Consider the following 26,485-nt stretch of genomic DNA (forward strand, 5'->3'; position numbering starts at 1 on the left):
TCCATGCCCAAATTGGCATTGATATTAACCAGCGCATCAAGGCTAAATTTGCTGATTTTGCCTTATAATAAATCATTTAGGCGTGGTTGTGTCAATCCACAAACAAGAGTCAGCTCGGCTTGCGTGCCGTCCATATCGGCTAGGGTGTCTTGGATATGAGCAAGCAGTTCGGCTCTTAGTTTTAGGTTGGCACTTTGGGCGGGGGTGTCGGCTATGGCATTAAATACAGAATGAAATTTCATTAGAATTCCTTGTTTGAATTATCAGTTTTTTTGTATACACACAAAGAAGTAAATTCATTTATTTGATTTTTAGGTATTTTTATAAGAATATCCCTTGCTCCCAATGCTTCCAAAGCTCTTAATCTGTGATTGCCGTCAATCGGCACAATGGCTATGTCTGAATATTCAATAACTTGTTTTTTGGTAATATTTAAACCAAAATATTGAGTATTTTTCAAAATTTCAATCTTAAAGTTGCCATGACAAATAGAAAAAATTGGCAGCTTTAAACAAGGTTCCTTATACGAATCATTGCAAGTTAAAGATTCTTTATAAATTTTTTCGTATGTCTTGGAAAATTGTTTAGGTATAGTATTAAAAAAGTCTGTTTCTTGATATTTGGTTTCTATTGGAATTTCTTGCCAATGATTATAGATGCCAAAATACTCCATTAAATCATAAACAATATTTTGCAAAGCATTGTAGTTCATGGTTTCTCTTTTTGGATTATAGGCGGAAATAGGTTTGTACTTGTCTTTGATGATAAATGAAGGTATGGCATTGGGTGCAAATTTATAATAGGATAAAATTTTTTTGATGTCTGCATGAAATATGCAGTAATCATCATCTTCATTATATGTATAATCAAAAAATCTTGCTGGAACCAATTTTCCCTGTCCATTTTTTATATCAAGAGTGTGTAAGTAATATGGCTTTAAATTCATGGTTTTATTTGATAAAAATAAGATGCATTGATTTGCTTGGTCAGAATGTTAAGATTTTAGATGATTGATGTTATAATAGCAACATTTTTAATTAAAGACAATGCCATGACCCACCCCAAAATCCTACTTGCCATAACAGGCGGTATCTCCGCCTATAAATCCGCCATCCTTGCTCGCTTACTTATGAAAGCAGGTTGCAGTGTGCGTGTGATGATGACGGATGGGGCGTGCGAGTTTATCACGCCTTTGACCTTGCAAGCCTTGACAGGCAACGAAGTCCACACCAAACTGCTGGATGATGAAGCCGAACGTGGTATGGGGCATATTGAGCTTGCCAAATGGGCGGACATGGTTGTCATCGCCCCTGCCAGTGCCAACACGATTGGCAAGCTCGCTCACGGACTTGCTGACAACCTTGTAACTACCGTTGCCCTTGCCACCACCGCCCCCATTGTCATCGTCCCTGCCATGAATCAGGCGATGTACGCCCACGCCATTGTCCAAGATAATCTTGCCAAACTTACCCGTTTTGGCTACACCGTGCTGACCCCCGATAGCGGTGAGCAGGCGTGTGGTGATGTGGGGTTAGGGCGATTGCCTGAGCCTGATGATTTGTGCGAGCGGATTTTGACGCTCCTTGCCAAACGCCAAACGCCCCAAGCCTTACACGGCAAAAAAGTCGTCATCACCGCAGGGGCGACCATTGAAGCCATCGACCCCGTGCGATTTTTATCCAACCATTCCACTGGCAAAATGGGCTTTGCCATTGCTCGGGCGTGTGTGAACGCAGGGGCGGACGTTACCCTGATAGCAGGGCGGGCAGTGCATTTGCCAACCCCTTTTGGGGCAAAACGGCTGACGGTTGGCAATGCCAATGATATGCTCACCGCCTGCCAGTCGGTGATGACGAACGACAGCGACACCATTTTCATCGCCACCGCTGCCGTGGCGGATTATAAGGTCAAGAGCATTGCCACCCAAAAAATCAAAAAAACGTCCGACCAAGACGGCTTGACCTTAGAGCTTATCAAAAACCCCGACATTTTGGCAACGATGAGCCACACCTTTCCAAGCGCTATCATGGTAGGCTTTGCCGCCGAGACCCAAGACACCGAAAATTACGCTCGCACCAAACTTACCGCCAAAAATTTGGACATGATAGCGGTCAATGACGTATCGGACAAAAGTATCGGCTTTGGTTCGGACAATAACGCCATGACGGTGTTTTTTGCCGAGCGGTATGGCAGGGACAAGCTGGTCTTGGATAAAGACAGTAAAGACAATATCGCAGCACGCATCGTTGATGCCATTGGTGGCGTGTTGGGTCGTTAGACGATGAGAGCGCTAAGCCTTGAGATCTGGATTTTTGCGCTATTTTTGGTGGCGAGTATTCTGCATGGCATTGCAGGCATGGGCTTTCCGCTTGTCACGATCGGCGCGCTTAGCTCGCCATTTGGTCTGACCGATGCGATCATCATCGTGTTGGTGCCAACCGCGGTGCTCAATCTCATCGCTTGGATCAGTGGTCAAGGCAGCGCTTGGTATAACTTCACACATTATCTCAAGAAATACTGGGCGCTCATCGTCGTGTCTGTCATCGGCAGTGCGCTTGGAGCTTATCTGCTGTTGGTAATGAATTCTGCCTATCTGATGCTGGCATTATCGGTGGCGGTGCTTTGGTATGCCATCACAAGCCTGATGGGTAAAAAAATTGTCCTGCCTGATACTTTAGGCTCGCTCATCACTATTGGCTTTATCGCGGGGGTGATCGGCGGTGCAACGAATGCGATGTCGTCCGTGCTCTTGATGTACCTACTTTCAATGACCGATGATAAGGACACGATTATCAAGGTCGGTAATTTGTGTTATTTTGTCAATAAGCTCGTGCAGTTCGTCGTGCTAAAAGACATTATTTTCACCGTTCCTGCGCAGACGTGGGGTGTGATTGGTGTATTGACGGCGCTGTCTGTGATTGGCATCATCATCGGCGGACGACTGGGTGGGTATCTGCCTAAGGATAAATTCCGTTTGATGATTTTGGTGATTTTGCTATTATTGGGTATTAAAGTTGGCTGGCAGGGTGCTAGCATGCTTATGACGGGCCAATATTAGATGTGAATTGTGATTATTGAGTCATTTATAGATTAAAATGAAAAGAGAGTTGTTATGAATAATAAATTCACCACGCCATCAGATCGTGCTTGGCAGGCAACGTACCATGAGCATGGGCTAAATATTGATTTTTCATTGCCTGACGGCGTGCAGAGTCTGCCTGATTTTTTTGAGCGTAATTTTAGTCGTCATGCCAAGCAGCCTGTTCTGACCTTCATGGGTAAGACCATCAGCTATCACGACCTGGATATGTATAGCCGTCAGATGGCGGCCTATTTGCAGTCGTTAGGACTGGAGAGGGGTGATAAAGTTGCTGTCATGATGCCAAACGTACCGCAGTATTTGGTTACGATGATGGCGATCGTGCGAGCAGGCTTTGTGTTGGTGAATGTCAATCCGCTGTACACCGCGCACGAGCTTGAACATCAGCTAAAAGACGCTGAAGTTAAGGTTTTGTTTATTATTGAGAATTTTGCTAAGACATTTGAGAAGGTAAAAGACAAAGGGCAGATTCGCCATGTTATCACCACAGGTGTGGGCGACATGTTGGGTCTAAAAGGCATCATGGTCAATGCCGTCGTGCGCCATGTCAAAAAAATGGTACCAAGCTATCATATCGAAGGTGCGGTCAGATTTAACGATGCGTTAAATCAAGTCTCAGCATCTCGCTATGTTCGACCCAGCTTGTCCCTTGATGATGTGGCTATTTTGCAGTACACCGGTGGCACGACAGGCGTGGCAAAGGGCGCGATGCTTACTCATGGTAATGTCATCTCGAACGTCGAGCAGTGCATGACCTATGTGGAGAAAGGATTTGAAAAGCCTTATCAGCATGGCGATTATATGGCGGTGGCATTGCCGCTTTATCATATTTTTTCGTTCATGGTAACCTTGCTTGGCATGAATATGGGCATGGCGATGCTGCTGATCCCTAATGCGCGTGATTTGGACGATTTGACTAAGCAATTTGCCAAATACAAGCCCGTATTCTTCCCTGCGGTGAATACGCTGTTTAATGCACTTGCCAACCATAAGGGCTTTCAAAAACTTGACCATTCTCGTCTCAAGGTCTCATTGGGTGGTGGCATGTCAGTACTGCCTAGCACAGCTGAGGCGTGGGAGCGCATGACGGGCAATTACATCATTGAAGGTTATGGGCTGTCTGAGACGTCGCCTGTATTGACCTTTAATCCGCTTGGGCAATATACGGGCAAAATCGGCATTCCTTTTCCTGCAACCGACATCATTCTGCTGGACGATGACGGCAATGAAGTGGCGCTTGGCGAGGCGGGTGAGATTTGTGCCAAAGGCCCGCAGGTCATGAAAGGCTACTGGAAGCGCGATGACGAGACTGAGAAAGTCATGACGAAAGATGGCTATTTTCGCACAGGCGACATCGGTGTCATGGATGAACGCGGTTATTTTAAAATCGTCGATCGCAAAAAAGACATGATTTTGGTATCAGGCTTTAATGTCTATCCTAATGAAGTCGAAGAAGTGATCGCTGCTCACCCTAAAGTGCTGGAGTGTGGCGTCATCGGCGTTGAAGATGAGCACAGTGGTGAGGTGGTTAAAGTCTTTGTGGTAAAAAAAGACGACACGCTTAGCGAAAAAGACATCAAAGCGTGGGCGAAGCAGCAGCTGACAGGTTATAAACGTCCAAAACAAGTGAAATTCGTCACTGAGTTACCAAAATCTAACGTGGGTAAAATCCTACGCAAAGAGCTAAGATTGCTCGATCAATCGTAACAAAAGTAGATTTTGATTTTAAAAGCATGACCGACAGGGCTGTACTTTTATTTTTTTGAATTGATTTTGCATAAAATATCAAAAAATTGATTGGAAAAGTGGTAAAAATGTTGTATGTTATAAAACATCTGTTAACGGATAAATCAGCGCGCTGATGAGTAAATACATAAATAGTTAAAAGGAAATTAATGCCATGACAGCAACGAATTTTAGCATTCCTTCAGATCGCCCTTGGATCCAGACTTATGCAGAAGAAGGGCTTGAGCTGCATTTGGATTTGACAAGTCACATTCATTCGCTCGTTGATGCGTTTGAGGAGAGCTTTGCCAAGCATGGCAATAAGATTGCCTATACGTGCATGGGTGCATCCATCACCTATAAAGAGCTTGATGATTACAGTCGTCAGATGGCGGCATATTTACAGTCGCTAGGGCTTGCCAAGGGCAATAAAGTTGCAGTCATGATGCCAAACATTCTGCAATACCCGATTGCGATGATTGGTGTTATCCGAGCGGGTCTGACCCTAGTGAATGTCAATCCGCTGTACACCGCGCATGAGCTTGAGCATCAGCTTAAGGACAGCGAGGCAGATGCATTGGTCATCGTGGAGAATTTTGCGCATACCTTTGAGAAAGTCAGAGATAAAGGCAGAGTTAAGCACGTCATCGTTGCGACGCTTGGCGACATGTTAGGATTTAAAGGCTTTATCGTCAATGCGGTGGTGCGCCACATCAAAAAAATGGTACCCGCTTGGAACATTCCAAACCACACCACCTTCAAAGACGCGTTAAACAGTGTATCGGCCAGCCGCTATGAGCGACCGACACTCACGTTAGACGACATCGCGGTGTTGCAGTACACGGGCGGTACGACAGGCGTGGCCAAGGGGGCGATGCTTACCCATGCCAATTTGATCGCGAACGTCAAGCAGTGCCTGACCTTTGTGAATAAGATTTTCCCAGATTCTGAGGATTTGACTGGCAAATACATCGCTGTCGCCTTGCCACTTTATCATATTTTCTCATTTACGGCGTGTGGCCTTTTGGGTATGAAGATGGGCTTTAGTCAGCTTTTGATCACCAACCCTAGAGATTTTGCGGCTGTGACTAAGGACTTTGCTAAATATAAGCCTGTATTCTTCCCTGCGGTAAATACGCTGTTCAATGCGTTGGCGCATCATGAGGGATTCCGCGCGCTTGATCACACGAACCTACGATTGTCACTTGGTGGCGGTATGTCGGTGCTGCCTAGCACGGCGGCTGAGTGGGAGAAGCTTACGGGGAATTATATCGCCGAGGGCTATGGTCTGTCTGAGACATCGCCTGTGCTAACATTGAATCCACCAGGTGGCTATACGGGTAAGATCGGTCTGCCATTCCCAGATACTGACATTATTCTGCTTGGTGATGATGATAATGAAGTGGCGCTTGGCGAGGCGGGTGAGATTTGTGCCAAAGGTCCGCAGGTCATGAAAGGCTACTGGAAGCGCGATGACGAGACTGAGAAAGTCATGACGAAAGATGGCTATTTTCGCACAGGCGATATCGGCGTCATGGACGAAAAAGGCTTCATCAAAATCGTCGATCGTAAAAAAGACATGATCTTGGTATCAGGCTTTAATGTCTATCCTAATGAAGTCGAAGAAGTGATCGCTGCTCACCCTAAAGTGCTGGAGTGTGGCGTCATCGGCGTGTCTGATGAGCACAGTGGTGAGACGGTCAAGGTATTCATCGTCAAAAAAGACGAAACTCTAACCGACAAAGAAGTCAAAGCATGGGCCAAAGAGCACTTAACTGGCTATAAGCGCCCCAAACTCATCGAATTTATTGATGAGCTGCCTAAGTCGAATGTCGGTAAGATTCTGCGTAAAGATTTGCGCGCTCTTGAGAAAGAAAATATCACCTAGTACAGAAACCATCAACAAAAGACTTGCCCAGCAGGTCTTTTTGTTTTGTGTTATTGATGATAACTTGTTAAAATGGCACTAATTTTAATCATTCATCAATCTAGGAATTTATATGCGTAATGATGGCCGTCAATTAAACGAACTTCGTCCAGTGTCGTTCGTCCGTAATTATACCAAGCATGCTGAAGGTTCGGTTTTGGTAAGCTTTGGTGATACCAAGGTACTGTGCACGGCAAGTGTTGAGGCAGGCGTGCCGCGCTGGCTAAAAGGTCAGGGTCAGGGCTGGCTCACGGCTGAATACGGCATGCTGCCACGCGCCACCGGCACGCGCACGCAGCGTGAAGCCGCTCGTGGCAAGCAATCAGGACGAACCCAAGAGATTCAGCGACTTATCGGGCGTTCTCTGCGCGCGATGCTGGATCTAAAAAAGCTTGGTGAGAACACCATCTACATTGATTGCGATGTGATTCAGGCTGATGGCGGTACGCGTACAGCCAGTATCACAGGCGCAGCAATCGCGCTTATCGATGCGCTAGAGAGCTTGCAGCGCAATAAGAAACTAACCCAAGATCCATTGCTTGGGCTTGTGGCGGCAGTATCGGTTGGCATCAAGGATGGCAAGGCTTATCTAGACCTTGATTATTCAGAGGATTCTACCTGCGATACGGATTTGAATGTGGTCATGACACAGGCGGGCGGATTTATTGAAATCCAAGGAACGGCAGAGGATAAGCCGTTCACTCGTGATGAGGCGGATGCGATGTTGGCACTTGCTGATGCAGGCATTCGCTCACTGATCGACGCTCAACAAAAGGCGCTGGGCTGGTGATGCAAGTTCTAGATGACGGTGTATCGATTACATTGACGGGCAAGGACAGCGATCCGTTATTCTTGTGGGCGAGTGGCATGCTTGTCTTTGCGCTCATCGTGGCGGTCATTTGTTTTACCATGCCTGTGCCTTATGCCATCGGTTCGGTGGCGATTTGGGCGGTTTTGATGTATTTTTTTAATCAAAGAAAACACGCCACCAAAACCCAAAAGCGATACGCCAGAGGTGTTCTTATTGCCAAAAATCGCCATCTGACCATCAACGGCATGGGAATGTTGTTAAGCGATGATGTTCGAATTGATGTCAATGGCGACAGCCTTGTGGTATCTGACAGGGGAGTGACCCATAGATTCTTGGGGTTTGAAGATGAGCGCGAGATCGCCATCGCTAAGGCGGTGTTAATGGGTCAGAAAGTGGCTAGGCGCAATGCCAACATTACCCTGAATGAAGGTGGCGAATAAATTAAAAAGCGATGTTATCACCATAGAGTATTGTAAAACCTTTAATCTGATCGCTTGTTTATACATAAACGCGGTGTCGGTATTGTTATGAGACGACCCCGACACCGCGTTTAGGTTTGTGCTTTTCTAGGGTAATTCTAGAGTGAGCGCAGGCTCTACTAACTGTGATCTTGGATGCCAAGGTCTTTGCTGGCGACAAGCAGTCAGTGATAACATGCTTTTTATATTCGCATCTAGAATATTAAAAAGGCTTTACCACAACCAAAATCACCACCGCAATCAGGATAAATACAGGAATCTCGTTAAACCATCGCCAATAGACGTGGGTTTTTAGTTTGGGATTATCAGCGAGACGAAGACGAAAGCGACCGCATATCAGGTGGTAGATGGTGAGCAGGATGACGAATGTAATCTTGGCATGTAGCCAGCCTTGGGTCTTATAGATTTGCCAATTCATGATGACCATAGACAGCCCAAGGATCCATGTCGCCATCATGGATGGATTCATGATGCCGCGATATAGTTTGCGCTCCATGATGGTGAAGCGTTCTTGGCTGATCTTGTCATCGCTCATGGCATGATAGACGAACAGTCGCGGCAAATAAAAAATCCCCGCAAACCAGCAAACCATCGCAATGATGTGAAATGCTTTTATGTATTCGAACATGGCGCTATCCCACCCAATAAAAAAGTGGCATTATACCACTTTTTTATTTTTATCGCCTGATTGAAAATTAAAACTTCATCTGCATGCCAATCAGACCGCCAACATCCGTATCGCCATCAATGCGATCTGCGGCGATGCTTGCGTTTAGATTGGCATTGCCAAACTTATACTTGGCGCCCAGATGAGCGTGAGCATAGGTATCTTTTTCGCCCTTAATGATGGTGTTAAATCCGCGAGTATATTCTCGAATAGAGGGTAGAGATGCGGTAACGATGCGCTCGTCATCGTTAAACTCTCGGCTGACACTTACACCGCCATACAGATCGGCTTTGTCATTTAGTGAATATTGCAGATCAAGCCCCAGCTCGCCTTGTAGGGATTTTTGGGTTTGTTTGTTAAAGCGCATCGCGGTCGATAGATTTGGGTTGTTCTCGGTGATGTCACCGACACGCAATTTTTGGGCATTCACACCAATATAGGGGCGATAAGTAACCGAATTGCCCAGCTGATAACCAATTTGTAATCCTGCATGAGTACGTCTGCCGTTTGTCTCGCTCGTATGAGCTCGGGGCGCGCCATCCCAGACGATATGACGATTGGTATCAATGCTAAGGCGATCAATGCCAACGTTGGCTTTAAGTTGCACATTGCCAAATTTCTGACGATGATACAGCCCTGCGCCGACGGCTTTTGTGGTTGCGCTCATGGTGCTGCCCAGATGGTCATCTTGCTCCTGATGGCTGAGATAAAAGCCTGTATTTCTATGCTGGCCAGCATTGTCGAAGCCGAGCGTTACGATGGGATCAGCATCTTGACTGCCTGACACATCTGCCCATAGTGAATGTGTATGAGAGTCCAAAGTATCCATACGGCGATTAAGCTGTCGATCCTTGGCGCTGCCTGTACGGATCAGCTGGGCAGGTAGGGAGGTAATCTGTGCCGGCGCATCAATAATGTTCTGATAGTACTGGGCCAAAATGCGATGCGTGCGTCCTGATGGGTGAATGTCATCGGCAAAGGCATAGGTTTCGTTGGCAGTAGGCTCTGTGATTTGCCAATTGCCTTCAAGGCACCCTAATGATGAAATTAAGTTATTTAAATTTTGGCATGCGAAGCCGCTCACGTTGGTAAAGCCGAATTTCTCCTTGTTAGCAACCGCTTCTTGTAGAAGGGCAAAGGTGTTGGCAGGGATAACATTAGCTTCTAGGGTATTGAGCTGTGAAAAAAGAGTGCTATTATAAACGGTCGCAGCAAGTGTGGCTGGCTGTGCGATACTAGGATCCGCGACAGCTCGAGGTGTGATGCCGACGTCAGGCAGATTCGGTACTAGAATTTGTGTTGCGCCTGCTTCATGCAAGCGATTAATAGAATTAGCTTGGCTTAAGGATGTGGCTTGAATTTCTGCCAATGCTTCTGTGGTGGGTTTTGAGCTTGCTGCCAGTAGGTCATTAGCGCCGATCCAAACCGCATAAAGTGCACTAGGATCAGCCTTTTGATTATTAGCAAAGTAATTATCCATCTGCTGGCGAACCGAGGGAATGGCAATCATATTAAATGCCGTGGTTTCATCCTTGTCAGCTTTAGCTCCGCCTACGGCATAATTCGTGCCCGCTAAAGTTTTGTTATCATTTGGGTCGGCAGTTAGTCCGTAGGATTTTGCCAAGGTGCCAGCCCAAGTTGTATCGGGATTGGTGGTAAATGAGCTGCCTGGCGTTCCTGTAAAAGATGAGAGTATAGGATTGGTGTTAATTTGGCTGGCAAGATTTCCCGTATCCGATAAGCTGTCCCCAAAAATAACCAACTGACTGTAGTTGGCGTATGAGGTTGGTGCGTATAACGAAAATGCTAATGCAGCGGCAATGGCAGAGCGCTTGATTAAAGCATGTTTTGGCATGATTGATTCCTTGTGTTAATCCTTTAAAAATACCTGCAAAGTCTAATTTGATTCATCCAGTGCAGGTGCTTTATTAATTATCAACAAATAGAATTATGCTGATAATGGGCAGTCTTGCGGTAGGTCGTCTAATTCACTTTTGCCTGTCATGGCGTCGATGACTTTCAATCGTGGTGCGGCTTTTTCAGGGTGTAGTCCAAGCTGTGCCATCAAGCGATCGTCATTGGCTTGAGATTGGTTGCCTGTAGTGAGTAGCTTATCCCCATAAAAGAACGAGTTAGCGCCCGCCATGAATGCCAATGCTTGCTCACCATCTGTCAGGCTCTCACGACCTGCTGACAGACGCACATAACTGGTCGGGCAGCAGATGCGTGTCACTGCAATCGTGCGAATCCATTCAATCACGGATAATTTGCCTTCAGCCAGAACCTTGTCACCAAGGGGCGTGCCTTCAATGGGTACCAGTAGGTTAACAGGAATGGATTGTGGTGGGATAGGCATTTGGGTGAGTTCATGCACCCAGTCAATGCGATCTTCACGGCTCTCGCCCATGCCGACGATCGAGCCGCTACATACATTGATGCCTGCATTTCTGACGTGCTCTAGCGTCTCTAGCCGATCATCATAAGAGCGCGTGGAGGTGACTTTACTGTAGTAATTACGCGAAGTGTCTAAGTTGTGATTATAATAATCCAGTCCTGCATCTGCCAAAATCTTGGCTTGTTCGGGCTTTAGCATGCCTAGTGTCATACATGTCTCAAGCCCTAGGTTTTTAACTTCGCTGATTAATTCAACCAGATATGGCATGTCTTTTGCGCTGGGATGTTTCCATGCTGCGCCCATACAGAAACGAGATGAGCCTGATGCTCTGGCGCGTTTGGCGGCGTTGATGACTTTTTGGATTTCGAGGCGTTTTTCAGCTTCTAGACCTGTCTTGTCGCGATGATGCCCCGACTGTGAGCAGTAGCCACAGTCTTCAGGGCAGTTGCCGGTCTTAATGGATAATAGGGTGCTGATTTGAACTTCGTTGGCATTGAAATGCTGGCGATGGACGTTTTGTGCCTGCATCAGCAAATCCATCAAAGGCAAATCAAACAAGCGGGCGATTTCTTCCTTGCTCTTGTAGGTCGGGCTGTGTATATTTATCATGATGTTCCTATCAAAAAACAGATAAGCAAGCTTATCAGTAAACAAATGTTCCTTATTTTAACAAATTCTACACCAATATCAAGCCTTAGCCATTGCTCATTATTTGCCCAGCTTGGACTTAATGGCGCTAATGGCTTGCTCAGCATAAGGCTTGACCTGCGCGATGTATGGCTTAGCTTGATCGATATAGCCTTTATACTCTTCAGGGATTTTGACAGCATGCTTGGCAACACCTGCAAACCACAGTACAAGTTTATAATCGCCTGTGATCTTAACTTCACCATCTTGAATGGCGGTCATGAAGGCGGCGATGTCACCTTTGGTCAGTAGCTTAACACCTGTGGTGGAGTCTTGAAATTCAATGGTTAGATCGGGGTCTTGCGTCTTACCGAGCGTGTGCGCAAAACCGCCTTGACGAAATTCATAATAACGTTCCGCGGTCGGGCTGATGAACTGAATGCACACGTCTTTGTCTTTGACAAGCGCGGTCAGCGATTCGTTGGCGTTATTCTCAATCAATGACGACAGGCGAAAGCCAAGTGCGGCAAGTAGGGCGTCTAGCGCATCCGCCTTAACGTCTAAAATAGGCAATGTAAACATAAAATCCAATCTATTCTGGCTAAATTTATCTTAGTTTAACAAAAACCCCAAAAAATCAAGTAGGGCTTTTGTATCAGTGTTGATGTATTCTTACTGTGATAGGCAGCGTGAATTATCCGCGTACATCAAATCGATGTCCCAGCGCGTACAGCACGCCTTCAAGCCCCGTGATGTTGACAGCGGCATCAGTCTTGGTGCGGACGATAGGCTTGGCGTGGTAGGCGACGCCAACGTCACTGATCGCCATCATCGGCAGGTCGTTGGCACCATCGCCAACACAGACGACTTGATGCATCCCCAGACCTAGCTTCTTAGCGGTCTTGGCGACGATGGCAGCTTTCTTATCGCCATCGATAATGTTGTCATCAACTTGACCTGTCAGCTGACCATCTAAGATGGACAAGGCATTGGCATGATATTCATCCATGCCAAGCGTCTCGGCAACATATTTGGCGAATGGTACAAATCCGCCTGAGATTAACACTGTGTGATAGCCGATGGCTTTTAGGGCGCGGATGGTGGCATGTGCACCCGATGAGAAAGTGATGTGATTGGCGATAATTTCATCGACGACAGAGGCGTCCAGACCTTCTAACAGAGCGACGCGGCGCGCAAAGCTGGTCGCAAAGTCAATCTCGCCGCGCATCGCTTGTTCGGTGATGTCTAGAACTTTATCCTCAATGTCGCAATATCTAGCAAGCTCAACGATGACCTCTTGTTCGATCAGTGTCGAATCCATGTCAAAGCATGCCAAGCGGTGCTTATGCAGCATTTGCCCAATTGATAAAATATGAACATCCGCTTCATTGCCAAGCTTACTGTGAAAATGCGCGCTGATCTGCTCGTCGATGATGTGCGCGGCCGCTTCGCGTTTGGTGTCGCTCATCTCGGTGCGCTTGGTGGGCGCTAGTAGGTATCGATGAATGGATACATCAGCAAGCGGCGCAGCAGCTTCGATGATGTGTGCGTTTTGTTTGGCGGTTTCGTCATCATGGACATCGATCGCTTGCCAATTGGCCTGTGTGTCCGTCCATGCTTTCATGAGCTCATCGACATTGTCGTGTGGATTTTTGGCGATGATTACGATGGCAAAGACAGGCAGAGAATCCAATGTGGTGCTATCAATGCTCATGCCTTCTGGCAAGACGTGTGCGACAGAAGATAGGGCGTTTTGCCATGCTTGGCTGCTTTTTGGTAGGGCGTAAGTCATGCTCATGAGAAATCCAAGTGTTTAATAAATGGTTCAAGATAAAATACCACAAAATCACTGCTATCATGCCCAAATCTGTCAAAAAATACAAGCCTAATTATTAAATTTTATAAAACACACCCAAAAAAGCACCAAAAATCTCGCCAATACGTTATTTTTTATAGAAAAAATCGTGAAAAACAACACAAAAACGCATGAATTTATCAATAACCGTGTTAAAATAATCATTTTAATCAATTTTCTCTTTTTGTCCCAAGTTTTTGGTCTAGGCTTTTGATCTTATGACTTTTTTAGCGCCACGGCAAGGACTATTTGCCGCGATTATTTTGATAAGTTTGTGCTTTCATACGCTGTTTTTTGTGGTGAGCGAAGAGCGCAAGATTAAGGAAGAGCAGCGCGCTGTTGCCGAAAAGTCGGTGGCCTTGCTTGCCCAGGAGCTAAAAGTGCCACTTGCGACGAATGATCGCATCAGCATGAGCGTAGTCGCTGATAAATACGTCAAAGAATCTCAAGTGTCGTTCGTGGGAATCTACGACGCCAAAGATCAGCTGCTCGTACCTGTCGGCTCGGACAATGACAGCGGAGTTGTGCTGCGTGAATCTGTGGTCTCTGGCAGTGATGCACTGGGCAGCGTCGTGGTGAAGGCGGCTGATGTCAGTCGCGCTGAGATCATCTCGAAGCATTGGCTGTTCTTGCTTGGCGCTCTAGGATTGCATGCGATGCTGTGGCTGCTTTATGGCTATTTGGCGCGTCCAACCCAAGAGCTAAAAGAAGCCATCGCCAAAAAAGTTCGTATGGATCTACTGGATAAAGGCATCTTATATCAAGCACCACAGCACAATGAAGATAGCGAGCCTGCTTCGAGTCAAAACCCCATCAAGTCATTCCTAGAAAAAGCCAAAACCGAACAAAAACCTGATCAATCCACCCAAGCTGCTACTCAAAGCGCTGAGGCAAGCTTGCACGACCGAGATTACATCGTACAGATGCTGTTTGAGGACCCTAATCAGCTGCTTGCGACCGTAAGCCATGATAATAAGGCAGCGTATTTTGCGCTGTGTGATCAGCTGCTTGATAAGGCGATTGTACATTTATTGGAGTTGCCATTATTGACGGGCGTCGATGCTTCTGTGATTAAGTACTACGATGACAAAGGCGCCAAAGTTGCCCTCCGAGGTGAATCACCTGCTAAGACTGCGACCGCTGCTGTGTTCTTATCTAAGCTTATGCTCATGCTTAACCAAGTGGTGTATGACAAGCACCGTGAGATTAAGCGATTCACTTGGCAGATTCGTACCACGGTCAGTGACGCACACCGTGCTGATTCGGTGGTGGATCTAGCCAAGAAACGCCGTGAAGCGCCGCTTATTCTAATTGACGATAAAGCTCAAGATGAGATCAAAATCTTTGCCGAACTTGTTCGCCTAGAAAACCCGATGTCCATTCAAGAGCGTGAAAGCCGTGCTCTGGCAAGCGTCACAAGAGCGACTGCTGAACGCCTACGCAGCGTGCGTGATAAAGTATTGCTTGAAGATTAGTCGTCTGTATGTCGCTTAACGTGACTGAGGTGCGGGATTTGTTTCAAGATTTGTCACATTTTTTTCATAAAAATGTGCAAAAATTCTTGACAATTTTTAAAATAAAAGATATAAGGCATTGAGTAGTCGGTAAAGTATTTTCATCCAAGCTTAGCCGATCGCCCGATGAACCAAAAACGCACATAAGGAGTCATGATGAGCGACATTGATGATGATTTTGATGATGACAGCTTTGAAGAAGATGCCGATGCGCAGCTGGTGGACGAGACGAAAGCCAAGCCTTTGGAAAAGCGTTTAAAGATTGATGCCCTATTAGAGCAGCAGCGTCTAAAGAAGCTTCAGTTGGCACTTGAACAAGAAGATGACTTTGCTGAGTTTGATTTAGATGACGATGATGATTTTGACGATTTGTAATTATCTTGTCAGAATTGATGGTAATAATGGGCTTGTATCGGTGTGTCGGTATGAGCCTTATTTATAACAAATTCCCAATCCATAAGAGAGTACTATGAACAAGCAAGAATTGTTTGATTATTTGGCATCAGACGCCAACCAACTTGGTCTTGATCCGATCGCAGCGCACGGATTTTTGACTGCGACGGTGGTAGGTAAGCCGCTACCAAATTGGATCTCGGCATTTTTTGAAGGTGCGGACGCTCAAGTGTCAAGCGAAGTAAAAGACGCACTACAAGCATGGCAACAAGAACTGTACGACACCCTAAAAGCCGAAGAGCCAATCGAGTTGCCATTCGATGCCAGCGAAGAGGCGGAAGACTTTAGTGAAGAGGGTGATCTGGCGGCTTGGGCGATTGGCTTTGTCGATGCCATGTATTCAGATGAGAATGTTGATTGGTTCGATGATGAGAATACCGAAGAAGATGTGGCGATGCTCACTCTGCCGATGGTGCTACTGTCAGGCATCGATCCTGAGATGGATGAGATGCGCGATGAAGAGACGTTGGCGCAGATGGCCAATTCACTAGAAGACAACATCACAGAGATGTTCTTGTTGTTCCATACAGATGATTGATTTTGATTGTATTTATGTCCATTTATCAGTAAAATGGGTCGCATTGACCCATTTTTTATTTGGGTAAAAATCCATTAAGATCAAGGACAATCATAAGGGTAATTATGCAATTATCAAACCTGGAATATCTGCCAAATCACACCATCACCGAGCGTCTAGACGTCGTGTATGGCAGCACCGTACGCTCAAAGCATATTGGTAAGGATTTCTTATCAGGCCTAAAAAATATCGTCGGCGGTGAGCTGGTTGCCTATACAGAGCTGCTAGAAGAAGCCCGTGAAGAGGCGATCGATCGCATGATTAAAAGAGCAAGTGCACTCGGCGCTGATGCCGTGGTGGGTGTTAGATTCTCCACGTCGAGCATCGCAGCAGGCGCATCCGAACTGTTCGTCTATGGCACCGCGGTTAAGGTCGCCATAAGCCATGCGCCATTCACGCCAAGTGTAACCGATGGTGCATAGGAACCGTCATGGATAATGACATCATTGCGATATTGATGAATAACTTCGCCATCGTGTTGGCGGTGTTATTATTCTTTGTGGGCTGGGCATTTGGTGGGCTAAATGAGCGAAAGCACTTAGCCAGATTGGATAAAGATGAGCAGGCTTATCGCGACATCATCGTCTCTAGTGAGAGGTTTTACCGGGTGAATAGCCAGCAGGGCAGTCAGCTGGTGGTGGGCAATGTTGTGGTTGCCCAAGACCGATTTAAGATGGTGATTGCGCAGTTTTTGAGTATTTTTGGTAAGAACCTAACGACTTATGAGGCGCTGCTAGAGCGTGGGCGACGTGAAGCGATCGTGCGCATGAAGGCGCGTGCGCACATGGCAGGCTATGATGCGGTGATGGGTGTGCGTTTGGAGATCAGTAATATTGGCGCTAATGACCCATCAGGCGATGCCATAGAGGTGATCGCCTATGGTACGGCGTTCAAGCGATAACCATATAAAATAGATCGTTATTCGTGAACTATTCATCAAAAATTTCCCCAATAAACGCCCGTTTTAGGGTAAAATTAGCAGTTTTAGTTTTTATTATTTGTAGATTTAAGAGTATTATATGAGCGAGCATAACCAAAAGACATTGGCGGATTTATCCGCAGCTTATAACCCTGCTGAGATTGAGGCTGGGCGTTATCAGACTTGGGAGGAGGCGGGTTTTTTTAAGCCGACTTTTGATAAGTCAGAATCCTTCTCTATCGCCATTCCGCCGCCGAATGTCACGGGCTCGCTCCATATGGGACATGGCTTTAACAACACCATCATGGATGCGCTGACTCGTTATCATCGCATGAAAGGCTATAACACCCTCTGGCAGCCTGGCACTGACCATGCTGGTATCGCAACTCAGATGGTTGTTGAGCGCAAGCTTGACTTGGAAGGGGTGACTCGCCACGATCTAGGTCGTGAGAAATTCCTAGAAAAAGTCTGGGAATGGAAAGAAGAATCGGGTGGCAACATCACGCGCCAAATCCGCCGCCTAGGCTCATCAGTGGACTGGTCTCGCGAACGATTCACGATGGATGAGGGTCTGTCTCGTGCGGTGCAGGATGTGTTTGTTAAGCTGTATGATGAAGGATTGATTTATCGTAAAAAACGCCTTGTCAATTGGGACTGTAAATTAAAAACTGCCATCAGTGATTTGGAAGTAGAAAATCGTGATGAAAAAGGCTTTATGTATCACGTTCGCTATCCTTTTGTGAACGGGCAAACGGACGCCAATGGAGCAAGCCTTGACGGCAAGTATATGCACATTGCCACCACTCGCCCAGAGACCATTTTGGCAGACGGCTGTTTGGCGGTACACCCTGATGACACACGCTATACGCACCTTTTGGGTAAAATGGTTCACGTGCCACTGACCGACCGTACCATTCCTGTGTTGGCTGACCCTTATCCTGACCCAGAATTTGGTACGGGTTGCGTAAAAATCACTCCTGCTCATGATTTTAATGACTATGAAGTGGGCGAACGCCAAAACATTGAGATTATTAACCTAATGAACCTTGATGGCACGATGAATGAAAATTGTCCGCCTGCTTATCAAGGGCTTGACCGCTTTGACGCTCGCACCAAAATCATTGAAGATTTACAAACGCACGGCTTTTTAGAAAAAGTAGAACCGCACGACTTAAAACGACCCTATGGCGACCGCTCGGGCGTGGTCATTGAGCCACTTTTGACCGACCAATGGTATGTCAAAATTGATGAGCTTGCTAAGCCTGCGATAGATGCGGTGCAAAATGGCGACATCAAATTCGTCCCTGAGCAGTACACCAATATGTACATGGCTTGGATGCGCGACATTCAAGACTGGTGCATCAGCCGCCAGCTGTGGTGGGGGCATCGCATTCCTGCATGGTATGATGATGTGGGTAACGTCTATGTGGCACATAACGAAGCTGAAGTTCGCGCCAAGTATAACCTAGCCCAAGACATCACCTTGCGCCAAGATGAGGATGTACTGGATACTTGGTTCAGCTCAGGGCTGTGGACGTTTAGCACGTTGGATTGGGGTAATCCTAATGACGATGGTCGTGTATTATCAACCTTCCACCCAACGAGCGTATTGGTGACAGGCTTTGACATCATCTTCTTCTGGGTGGCGCGCATGATCATGCTGACCATGCATTTTGTTAAGAATGCAGACGGTACGCCACAAGTCCCATTTAAGACTGTCTATGTGCATGGGCTTGTGCGTGACGCCCAAGGTCAAAAAATGTCAAAATCTAAAGGTAACGTATTAGATCCGATTGACCTGATTGACGGCATTGACCTTGAAAGTCTGGTGAGTAAGCGTACAACAGGGCTGATGAACCCAAAAGATGCTGCCAAAATCGAAAAAGCAACTCGTAAAGAGTTCCCTGAGGGCATCGCGGCACACGGTACGGATGCTCTTCGTTTCACCTTTGCAAGCCTAGCGAGCACAGGTCGTGACATTAATTTTGACCTAAAGCGTATTGAAGGTTATCGTAATTTTTGTAATAAAATTTGGAACGCCAGCCGTTTCGTATTGATGAATGTCGAAGGTAAGGCCATCGCATCAAGTGCTAATCCTGACCTGTGGGAGCTGCCTGAGCAATGGATCGTCAGCCGACTTCAAAAATGCGAACAAGCAGTTCAGACAGCATTTGAGACATATCGTCTAGACTTGGCGTCACAAGCGATTTATGACTTCATCTGGAATGAGTACTGCGATTGGTATGTGGAGCTTACTAAGCCTGTGCTGAATGATGAGGCTGTGTCGGATGAACGCAAGGCGGAGATTCGCCGCGTGCTACTTGCCACGCTAGAGGCGGCGCTGCGTTTGGCGCATCCAATCATGCCATTCATCACTGAGGAGATTTGGCAGATCATCGCACCGATGCTAGGACTTGCCAAGGCAGGCGATAGCATCATGCTGGCATCATTCCCTGTGGTGAATACCCAGCGTATCAACGATCAAGCCGAGAGCGACATGTCGTGGCTACAAAGCCTAATCGGCGCGGTGCGAAACATCCGCGGTGAGATGAAGCTGGGTAATGCAGTGCGCCTACCGGTGCTACTTCAAGGCGTAACAGATGATCAAAAAGCAAGTCTGCTTCGCATTGAAAGTCAGTTCAAGGCATTGGCAAAAGTTGAGAGCTTAACCATCGTTGGTAGTGATGAGAACGTGCCATTATCATCACAGGCGCTGATCGGATCATTGAAAGTATTGGTGCCGATGAAGGGTTTGATTGATCCAACGGCTGAGCTGAACCGTCTAAATAAAGTGCGTGAAAAACTCCAATCCCAAGCGGATGCAATCAGCAAGAAGCTATCCAACGAAGGCTTTGTCGCCAAAGCCCCTGCCCAAGTGGTAGAGGCAGAAAAGGCGAAATTAGCGGAATTGGACGGGCAAATTGGGGAGATTGAGAAGCAGGTGGGGCAGTTGCAAAGCCTGTAATTCTAATAACGGCAAATAGATTATTTTTTATAATCTATTTGCTTAATATACTAATTAATGATGAAAAAGATAAATGAAACCTTTTATAAAATGGGCGGGCGGTAAGAATTCTTTGCTTGATGAAATTCAAAAACGCTTGCCTGATTTTGTTTACTCACAAGATTTTTGTTTGGTAGAGCCTTTTGTTGGTGGTGGGGCGGTGTCCTTATGGGCATTGTCCGATTTGCCACATCTAAAACAGCTTATCATCAATGATTATAATGCCGATTTAATTAATGTTTATCAAGTTATTAAAAATCATCCTGATGATTTAATTTGGTATATTGAAAGCTTGCAAAATGACTATAATCAATTAACTGATTTAGAAAGCAAAAAACCTTATTTTTATCATAAGAGAGATATTTTTAATACCCGATCTGGTAATAATATTGAGCAAGCAGGATTATTTATTTTTTTAAATAAATCTGCTTTTAATGGTTTATATCGTGTCAATAAAAACAATCAATTTAATGTGCCTATTGGAAGCTACAAAAGCCCCAAATTTATAGACAAAGACAATATTTTAACCATCTCTCAAAAACTACAAAACACTCAAATCTTAACAGGGGATTTTGAATTGGTTTTGTCTTATTTACCCAATGATTTGCCTTGTGTATTTTATATAGATCCGCCTTATCGCCCAATCAGTGATACGGCAAGTTTTACCGCTTATTCTGATAGCGGATTTGATGATAATGAACAAAAACGCTTGGCGAAATTTTGTCAAAAAATAGATAAAATGGGCCATCACTTTTTATTAAGCAATTCTGATCCAAAAAATCATAATACAAACGATGATTTTTTTGATGAACTTTATGCTAACTTTAATATCAATCGCATACAAGCTAATCGCTCAATTGGTGCCAATGGTAAAAGCAGAAAATTTATCAGTGAAATTTTGGTAGATAATGTACTTAAATAATCTTATCTGATTGAATAATGCCTTTTTGTATGTCTATCATAAAATCTCTTTTAAAATAGAAGGCGTGATTTTTGTTTGAGACCATTCTGCCTAGATGATGAGAATAAATCGGATTATACTCGCCATTTTTACGCTTAGCATCCTTACTTCTGATTTGGATATACTGACCGTTTGATGTGTGAATAAATCCGTCATCAGCATTACTTATATCAAAGAGAATTTTTTGCTTAATATTTTTAAAATCTTGTTGCAGAATTGACAATAATCGATGATTATTCTGGATTTCAATATGATAAGCGGGTAGAAAATACCAATCTTCTGGATTATTGGATTCTTTACAGACTGGTAGATATAATAAATTACCTATCTTAGTAAACAATCGATTAGTTTGATTGTTTCCAAAAAACAGCTCATCAAAATCTTTGGATATTTGAGTGATAAACATTGTTTCTTTTGGTATGCCATTTTTATCAGATTTATTGGTTTTTAATTCACCGTCATCAAAATCGGTTAGGTTGCTATTATTAGGTATATCCAACAGCTGTTGCAAAAATTGACCTGTATTTCCTTTATTGATAGTAAAAGATGTAATGTCTTCTTGCCTTTTTAATTCACGAAATGGTTTGTAGTAAAGTTGTGGCAACTTTGAAAAAACATCTGTTAGTTTCATAAACACAACTCTTTTATATCAAATTATTATTTTCTAGGCGTTGGTATAGCATATTTCTGCCGCTCCAATTCCAGTATGTTATATCCTGCTCAATAAATAACCATTTAAGGGCTAAGCAAACTTCTTCACAGGTTAATATTCCAAATGGGATGTCTAATTTTCGTAACAAATTTAAATCTATATTTTGGCAATTATATATATCTAGTATGTATGATTTTAGTGCCTCATATTCGATAGGTCGGTGTTGTTTTTTTATTAATAAGTCATTGATAATTTCTTCGTGCTTAGGGCGGTCTTTAAAAGGACCTTTCGATCTGAATTCAATACCTTCAAGATGTACAGTAAAATCCATACCTTTGTTTAATACAGCTGGTCTTTTGATTTTGATAATACACCCACTAATACAATACTCTACTATATAATGATACTTGCTTGCCAATTCTCCTTTACCTTGACCAGGATTTTCTTGCAAAAATTTTAAAACTACAAATTTTCGTATGGCTTGTCGTGTATTAAGGTTGCTAGGCAATCTCATCTCTTCATTGTAAAGTGGCATATTTAATCCTTGTTTTCAAAATCAAACAGCTCAGCCAAACTCGTCTCAAACGCTTTGGCAAAGATTTCAAGATTAAGCAACGCAGGATTGCGTTCACCACGCTCTATCATACCGATATAATTATGATGAAAACCAGTGATTTCACCCAATTGTTCTTGGGTAAGATTACGCTGTTTTCGTAGTGTGCGGATTCGTTCACCGAACTGTGTTAAAGTTGTATGTTTCATTTGACATATTTTGCATTTTTTGATAAAATTTAACACACACAATAAGTGTTATTTTAAAAATCATCTAAGTCTTTATTTTGCTACATCAGAGTCTTGGTTTCAAACTTCTTGGTTTTTTAATTTTGTAGGATTGGTTGTATTTTATGTTGCATTTTTCATCGGTAAATCAAGATTTTTTGCTTTTTTGTGGCAATAGCATAAAAATTATGCAAGAAATGGATGAAAAATCTGTCAATATGATATTTGCCGATCCGCCCTATTTTTTATCCAATGATGGATTAACTGTTAAAAATGGTATCATTCAATCTGTTAATAAAGGTGAATGGGATAAAAATGATAATGAAAAAGAGATTTATGATTTTAATAATGAATGGATAAAACAATCCAGACGATTATTAAAAGACAATGGCACGATTTGGATAAGTGGCACACATCATAATATTTTTAGTATTGGTCAAGTATTAAAAGAAAATAACTTTAAACTATTAAATATGATAACTTGGGAAAAACCCAATCCGCCTCCAAATTTTTCTTGTCGTTATTTTACTTATTCAACCGAATGGATAATATGGGCTAGAAAATATTCTAAAATACCACATTATTTCAATTACGATTTAATGAAAAAATTAAATGACAATAAACAGCAAAAAGATGTTTGGCGATTGCCTTCGGTGGGTAGCTGGGAAAAGACACAGGGTAAGCACCCAACCCAAAAACCACTTGGGCTGTTAGCTCGTATCATATTAGCATCAACTCAAAAAGGAGATTTAATCCTTGATCCGTTTTCAGGATCTGGCACAACAGGCATTGCAAGTGTATTATTAGACAGAAATTATATCGGTATTGAACAAGAATTGGAATTTTTGGAGCTATCTAAAAGGCGTTATCAAGCAATGACACTTGAATCAAAATATGAATTTAAACAAAAAATTCGTGAGCAAATCAGTATAATTTAACCGCAAAAGAAAAAGCCGTAGAAATGGCAATTAAGGAGAAATGTGGTGGGTGCACGTTGATACAAGCATTTTTTGCATTATGTATGTCAATAATTTAGCGGATTAACCCCCCCCAACAATCCCCTCACCACCCTAAACACCCCACAATGCCCCTCCACCACCGTATCCACATCGTCCGAATAGCCCCCACCCATGACGACAGCGACAGGTATGCCGTAGCGGTGGGCGACACTTAGCACCATTTCATCACGCTCATGACAGCCTTGCATGGACAACGACAGCTTACCGAGCTTATCGGTGGCAAGCACGTCCACGCCCGCCTGATAAAAGATAAAATCAGGACAAAACTCATCAATCAATCTGGGCAATGTACCCGCCAGCACGCCCAAATACTCATCATCGCCCGTGCCGTCATCAAGCTCGATGTCTAGGTCGGACGGCGGTTTGATAAAGGGGTAGTTCTTTTTGCCGTGCATACTAAACACAAAAACATGGGGATTGTCCGCCATGATAGACGCATTGCCATTACCCTGATGTACGTCCAAATCCACGCTCAAAATGCGTTTGGCTTGCCCTCGTGCCAAGAGTAGATTGCTTGCCACGCACACGTCATTAAACACACAAAAGCCCTCGCCATGCCCTGCAAATCCGTGATGCGTTCCGCCCGATGTGGACAGCGATATGCCGTATTCTTTGGCGTATAAGGCGCATTCATAGGTGGCGTGCGTGATGTAGCGTTCTCGTTTGACAAGCTCTGCCGACATGGGCAGACCGATTTTGCGGATTTCTTTGTCGGTTAGTGTGCCTGTTTTTAATTTGTGCCAATAGTCGGCGGTGTGGGTGGTTAGGATTTCTTGCTCGGAGAGTAGTTGGGGGTGAAATAGGTTGTCGGGCGTGATAACGCCTTCTTGGAGTAGTTTTTGGGGAATTAGGTTGTATTTTGCCATAGGAAAGCGGTGGGACGCTGGCACACTATGGCAAAATAGGGGCGAGTGGGCGATTTTTAGCATGGCTTATTGGGCGGTGTGGGTGGGCGTAAAAAATCCACTGTCCGACTCTTGGGGTAGGTCGTTATAATCATTGAGATAGTCGTGAATGATGGGGCTGGGCTCACTCTCCGCCATCGCTTCGTCGAATAGTCGCTGTGCGATCTCGGTCAGCCCCGCCACGCCTTGTAGGTAGCAGCCGAGCGCCTTATCACTAAGGGTGCTGAATTCGGCATCGATTGACATCTTTACGCGCACCTCGCCATCAAAAGGGTCTAATTCAATGCTACCAAAAGCGATGTTAAGATTGGCGCGGGCGATTTTCATTAATATGGAAGCGTAGTGGCTTGGCGGCACGGTCTCGGTCAGCACGCCAAAGATGGCAACCAGTTGATTATTCTCATTGACGCGGAACACACACGTCCAGTCTGATTGATTGTCCGTGAAACTTAAAATCATGTGGTGCGTGCGCATCTCGGCATCTTCTTCGGGTGTACGATGTTCGTATTTCCAGCCTTGCTTATCGAGCCACGCCATGATGCGCATACTGACTGCGTGACGGTGTGCATCTTCGCTGGGCTCTGGCTTGGTTGGGGTGTCAGGTTTTTGGAGTAATTGTTTTAATTTGTCTAGGATTTTCATGATGATTTGGTGTTTGGTTTTATTGTTAAATTGTAGCCCAAAGGGGGAGATTATGCAAAGCAAATCACCAAACTTATTGAAAATTCGGTTTTGCTTGGGGCGGATTTTTGGTATTATTAGCCATATTTTTTAACTGATGTGTGCTATGACGGCTTTTGATAAATCGCCCATCGTAACCTTGGATGATGTGGATGTGCAGCGCGGTGAATTTGTGCTGTGCCAAGGGGTGAATCTAACCTTGGATGCGGGCGATATTTGCCATTTGATTGGTGAAAATGGCTTGGGCAAGACGACGCTGTTATCTCAGATTGCAGGTCTTTTGCCGATGGTGTCGGGCAGGGTTGTTTATCATCGATGCGACATACATCCTGTGTATGTGTCGCATCAGCTGGGCATTAGTGGCAGTCTGACGGTGGCGCAGAATTTGGCGTTCTTATTGTCGCTGTATGGCGTGGATGCGCATCGCGATGTGATTGATTATGCGCTGGAGCAAGTGGGACTGTATGGGCTGAACGACATCTCTAGTGTGCAGCTATCAGCAGGACAGATGCGCCGTGTGGGGCTGTCACGACTGTTCGTGCTGTCGCCTGATGAGTCGCCATTTTGGCTGCTTGATGAGCCGCTGACGGCGCTGGATGTGCAGATGGTGGCACAGATTGAGAATCGTATCAGTGATTTTGTGGATCAAGGCGGTACGGTGCTGATGACTAGTCATCAAGCCATCGGCATAAAGACGGGCGTGCTGGATCTGGCGGAGTTTGCATTATGATGAAAAATGCCTTTGGCTCAATGCTGCTTCGTGAATGGCGCATCAAGCGTCAAGGCGCGGTTCAGTGGCTGTTCCCTTTGATGATTTTTTTGATTATCATTACGCTGTTTCCGTTGGCGGTGGGCAGTGAGTCTGCGCTGTTATTGCGCCTTGCCACGTCAGCCGTATGGATCGCCGCGCTGTTATCCTTGGTGATGGGTGTGGATGATTTATTTAAGGCGGACATGGAGAATGGCACATTGGCGCAGCTGGTGGTGTCGGGTTCACCCTTGTCGGTATGGGTTTTTGCACGATTATTGGTGCATTGGCTGTTTAGTGCAGGCTTTGTGGCGGTCTTGTCACTTTTGGTCAATCCGTTATTTAACATGCCTTTTGATGAGACGCTCATGCTCATGCTGTCGATCATTGTGGGGTCGCCGCTCATGCTCATGCTGTCTGCGATCGCAAGCAGCTTGGTGCTGTCTTTGAAGAATGGCGCGGTGCTGGTGCCGCTCATTGCACTACCCATGCAGCTGCCTGTGCTGATCTTTGCCACAGGGGCGGTGGATCTATACGCAACAGGGCTTAATGGCTTACCGACGTTGGCGCTACTGGGCGCCATGAGCATCATCGCTGTGATCGTTACGCCGTGGGTGGTGGCGCAGATTCTAAAGATGGCTTGGTCGAGCTGATCACTTATGTGTATGCCAAACAAAAAAACCGCT

Annotated in this window: 28 protein-coding genes; 16 read left to right on the forward strand and 12 right to left on the reverse strand. The window is 45.1% G+C overall.

From position 1 onward, the window contains the following. Positions 1-62: 62 nt before the first annotated feature. Both MBO_RS05945 and MBO_RS05950 read right to left on the reverse strand, forming a co-directional pair. On the reverse strand, positions 63-242 hold the full coding sequence (locus MBO_RS05945; protein ID WP_169735849.1) for an XRE family transcriptional regulator: 180 nt from the start codon (positions 240-242) through the stop codon (positions 63-65). Continuing rightward, positions 242-946, reverse strand: coding sequence for a hypothetical protein (locus tag MBO_RS05950; protein WP_036365505.1), 705 nt, complete (start codon positions 944-946; stop codon positions 242-244). The genes MBO_RS05945 and MBO_RS05950 overlap by 1 nt, the downstream gene beginning before the upstream one ends. A 105-nt stretch (positions 947-1,051) precedes the next feature. On the opposite strand from MBO_RS05950, the gene coaBC reads away from it, so the two are divergent. The 6 genes from coaBC (at position 1,052) to MBO_RS05980 (ending at position 8,003) form a co-directional block, all read left to right on the forward strand. Continuing rightward, positions 1,052-2,278, forward strand: a complete 1,227-nt coding sequence (gene coaBC, locus MBO_RS05955; RefSeq protein WP_036365600.1) for a bifunctional phosphopantothenoylcysteine decarboxylase/phosphopantothenate--cysteine ligase CoaBC — start codon at positions 1,052-1,054, stop codon at positions 2,276-2,278. Between the two features lie 3 nt (positions 2,279-2,281). Next, a complete protein-coding gene (locus MBO_RS05960; protein WP_036365508.1) occupies positions 2,282-3,058 on the forward strand; it encodes a sulfite exporter TauE/SafE family protein in 777 nt (258 codons plus the stop codon). Positions 3,059-3,112: 54 nt separating this feature from the next. Next, entirely contained in the window at positions 3,113-4,807 is a 1,695-nt protein-coding gene (locus MBO_RS05965) for an AMP-binding protein (RefSeq protein WP_036365512.1), read from the forward strand. Positions 4,808-5,000: 193 nt separating this feature from the next. Then, positions 5,001-6,713 carry an AMP-binding protein gene (locus MBO_RS05970; protein WP_036365515.1) on the forward strand — a complete coding sequence of 571 codons (1,713 nt, stop codon included), beginning with the start codon at positions 5,001-5,003 and terminating at the stop codon, positions 6,711-6,713. Positions 6,714-6,825: 112 nt separating this feature from the next. Then, positions 6,826-7,542, forward strand: a complete 717-nt coding sequence (rph, locus tag MBO_RS05975; protein ID WP_036365519.1) for a ribonuclease PH — start codon at positions 6,826-6,828, stop codon at positions 7,540-7,542. Beyond that, complete coding sequence (locus MBO_RS05980) at positions 7,539-8,003, forward strand: hypothetical protein (protein WP_160169671.1); 465 nt, start codon at positions 7,539-7,541, stop codon at positions 8,001-8,003. Before rph ends, MBO_RS05980 begins: the two co-directional genes overlap by 4 nt. Positions 8,004-8,244: 241 nt before the next feature. Here the strand turns inward: MBO_RS05980 and hemJ are convergent, their stop codons facing one another. From hemJ to serB, 5 genes are all read right to left on the reverse strand, one after another. Beyond that, the gene (gene hemJ / locus MBO_RS05985) at positions 8,245-8,670 is read right to left on the reverse strand and encodes a protoporphyrinogen oxidase HemJ (RefSeq protein WP_036365525.1); all 426 of its coding nucleotides are present in this window, start codon (positions 8,668-8,670) and stop codon (positions 8,245-8,247) included. Positions 8,671-8,737: 67 nt separating this feature from the next. After that, complete coding sequence (locus MBO_RS05990) at positions 8,738-10,564, reverse strand: autotransporter domain-containing protein (protein WP_052585335.1); 1,827 nt, start codon at positions 10,562-10,564, stop codon at positions 8,738-8,740. A gap of 93 nt (positions 10,565-10,657) precedes the next feature. Then, positions 10,658-11,713 carry a biotin synthase BioB gene (gene bioB / locus MBO_RS05995; RefSeq protein WP_036365529.1) on the reverse strand — a complete coding sequence of 352 codons (1,056 nt, stop codon included), beginning with the start codon at positions 11,711-11,713 and terminating at the stop codon, positions 10,658-10,660. Positions 11,714-11,812: 99 nt separating this feature from the next. Further along, positions 11,813-12,313, reverse strand: a complete 501-nt coding sequence (locus tag MBO_RS06000) for a hypothetical protein (RefSeq protein ID WP_036365531.1) — start codon at positions 12,311-12,313, stop codon at positions 11,813-11,815. Positions 12,314-12,425: 112 nt separating this feature from the next. Beyond that, positions 12,426-13,529 carry a phosphoserine phosphatase SerB gene (gene serB, locus MBO_RS06005; protein WP_036365533.1) on the reverse strand — a complete coding sequence of 368 codons (1,104 nt, stop codon included), beginning with the start codon at positions 13,527-13,529 and terminating at the stop codon, positions 12,426-12,428. Positions 13,530-13,804: 275 nt separating this feature from the next. Between serB and MBO_RS06010 the strand changes: the two genes are divergently transcribed. The 7 genes from MBO_RS06010 to MBO_RS06040 all read left to right on the forward strand — a co-directional run bounded on the left by MBO_RS06010 (position 13,805) and on the right by MBO_RS06040 (position 20,975). Next, on the forward strand, positions 13,805-15,061 hold the full coding sequence (locus MBO_RS06010; RefSeq protein WP_036365536.1) for a hypothetical protein: 1,257 nt from the start codon (positions 13,805-13,807) through the stop codon (positions 15,059-15,061). A gap of 195 nt (positions 15,062-15,256) precedes the next feature. Beyond that, complete coding sequence (locus MBO_RS06015) at positions 15,257-15,475, forward strand: PA3496 family putative envelope integrity protein (RefSeq protein WP_036365538.1); 219 nt, start codon at positions 15,257-15,259, stop codon at positions 15,473-15,475. A 94-nt stretch (positions 15,476-15,569) separates the two neighbouring features. Beyond that, on the forward strand, positions 15,570-16,091 hold the full coding sequence (locus tag MBO_RS06020; RefSeq protein WP_036365541.1) for a UPF0149 family protein: 522 nt from the start codon (positions 15,570-15,572) through the stop codon (positions 16,089-16,091). Positions 16,092-16,195: 104 nt separating this feature from the next. Further along, positions 16,196-16,552, forward strand: a complete 357-nt coding sequence (locus MBO_RS06025; protein ID WP_052585336.1) for a YbjQ family protein — start codon at positions 16,196-16,198, stop codon at positions 16,550-16,552. Positions 16,553-16,560: 8 nt separating this feature from the next. Further along, on the forward strand, positions 16,561-17,031 hold the full coding sequence (locus MBO_RS06030; protein WP_052585337.1) for a YbjQ family protein: 471 nt from the start codon (positions 16,561-16,563) through the stop codon (positions 17,029-17,031). A gap of 118 nt (positions 17,032-17,149) precedes the next feature. Then, positions 17,150-20,014, forward strand: a complete 2,865-nt coding sequence (locus tag MBO_RS06035) for a valine--tRNA ligase (RefSeq protein WP_036365544.1) — start codon at positions 17,150-17,152, stop codon at positions 20,012-20,014. Between the two features lie 73 nt (positions 20,015-20,087). Next, on the forward strand, positions 20,088-20,975 hold the full coding sequence (locus MBO_RS06040) for a DNA adenine methylase (RefSeq protein WP_036365547.1): 888 nt from the start codon (positions 20,088-20,090) through the stop codon (positions 20,973-20,975). Here MBO_RS06040 and MBO_RS06045 read toward each other — a convergent pair. The 3 genes from MBO_RS06045 to MBO_RS06055 are packed head-to-tail and all read right to left on the reverse strand — an operon-like array spanning position 20,968 to position 22,428. Then, positions 20,968-21,645, reverse strand: coding sequence for a PDDEXK family nuclease (locus MBO_RS06045; RefSeq protein ID WP_036365550.1), 678 nt, complete (start codon positions 21,643-21,645; stop codon positions 20,968-20,970). The genes MBO_RS06040 and MBO_RS06045 overlap by 8 nt on opposite strands. Positions 21,646-21,658: 13 nt before the next feature. Next, entirely contained in the window at positions 21,659-22,201 is a 543-nt protein-coding gene (locus MBO_RS06050; RefSeq protein ID WP_052585338.1) for a hypothetical protein, read from the reverse strand. A gap of 2 nt (positions 22,202-22,203) precedes the next feature. Continuing rightward, on the reverse strand, positions 22,204-22,428 hold the full coding sequence (locus MBO_RS06055; RefSeq protein ID WP_036365553.1) for a helix-turn-helix domain-containing protein: 225 nt from the start codon (positions 22,426-22,428) through the stop codon (positions 22,204-22,206). A gap of 143 nt (positions 22,429-22,571) precedes the next feature. On the opposite strand from MBO_RS06055, the gene MBO_RS06060 reads away from it, so the two are divergent. Continuing rightward, positions 22,572-23,384 carry a DNA-methyltransferase gene (locus tag MBO_RS06060; RefSeq protein ID WP_036365556.1) on the forward strand — a complete coding sequence of 271 codons (813 nt, stop codon included), beginning with the start codon at positions 22,572-22,574 and terminating at the stop codon, positions 23,382-23,384. An 86-nt stretch (positions 23,385-23,470) separates the two neighbouring features. Here MBO_RS06060 and MBO_RS06065 read toward each other — a convergent pair whose 3' ends face one another. Continuing rightward, entirely contained in the window at positions 23,471-24,394 is a 924-nt protein-coding gene (locus MBO_RS06065) for a histone deacetylase family protein (RefSeq protein WP_036365559.1), read from the reverse strand. A gap of 3 nt (positions 24,395-24,397) precedes the next feature. Then, positions 24,398-25,012, reverse strand: a complete 615-nt coding sequence (locus tag MBO_RS06070; protein ID WP_152545119.1) for a type III secretion system chaperone family protein — start codon at positions 25,010-25,012, stop codon at positions 24,398-24,400. 145 nt (positions 25,013-25,157) lie between these two features. Between MBO_RS06070 and ccmA the strand changes: the two genes are divergently transcribed. Next, positions 25,158-25,781 (forward strand): heme ABC exporter ATP-binding protein CcmA, encoded by a 624-nt coding sequence (ccmA, locus tag MBO_RS06075; protein WP_036365561.1) that lies wholly within the window; start codon positions 25,158-25,160, stop codon positions 25,779-25,781. After that, a complete protein-coding gene (locus MBO_RS06080; RefSeq protein ID WP_036365564.1) occupies positions 25,778-26,452 on the forward strand; it encodes a heme exporter protein CcmB in 675 nt (224 codons plus the stop codon). The genes ccmA and MBO_RS06080 overlap by 4 nt, the downstream gene beginning before the upstream one ends. The last annotated feature ends 33 nt before the right edge of the window (positions 26,453-26,485 follow it).

Source organism: Moraxella bovoculi 237 (genome assembly GCF_000696305.2).
Taxonomy (GTDB): Bacteria; Pseudomonadota; Gammaproteobacteria; order Pseudomonadales; family Moraxellaceae; genus Moraxella; species Moraxella bovoculi.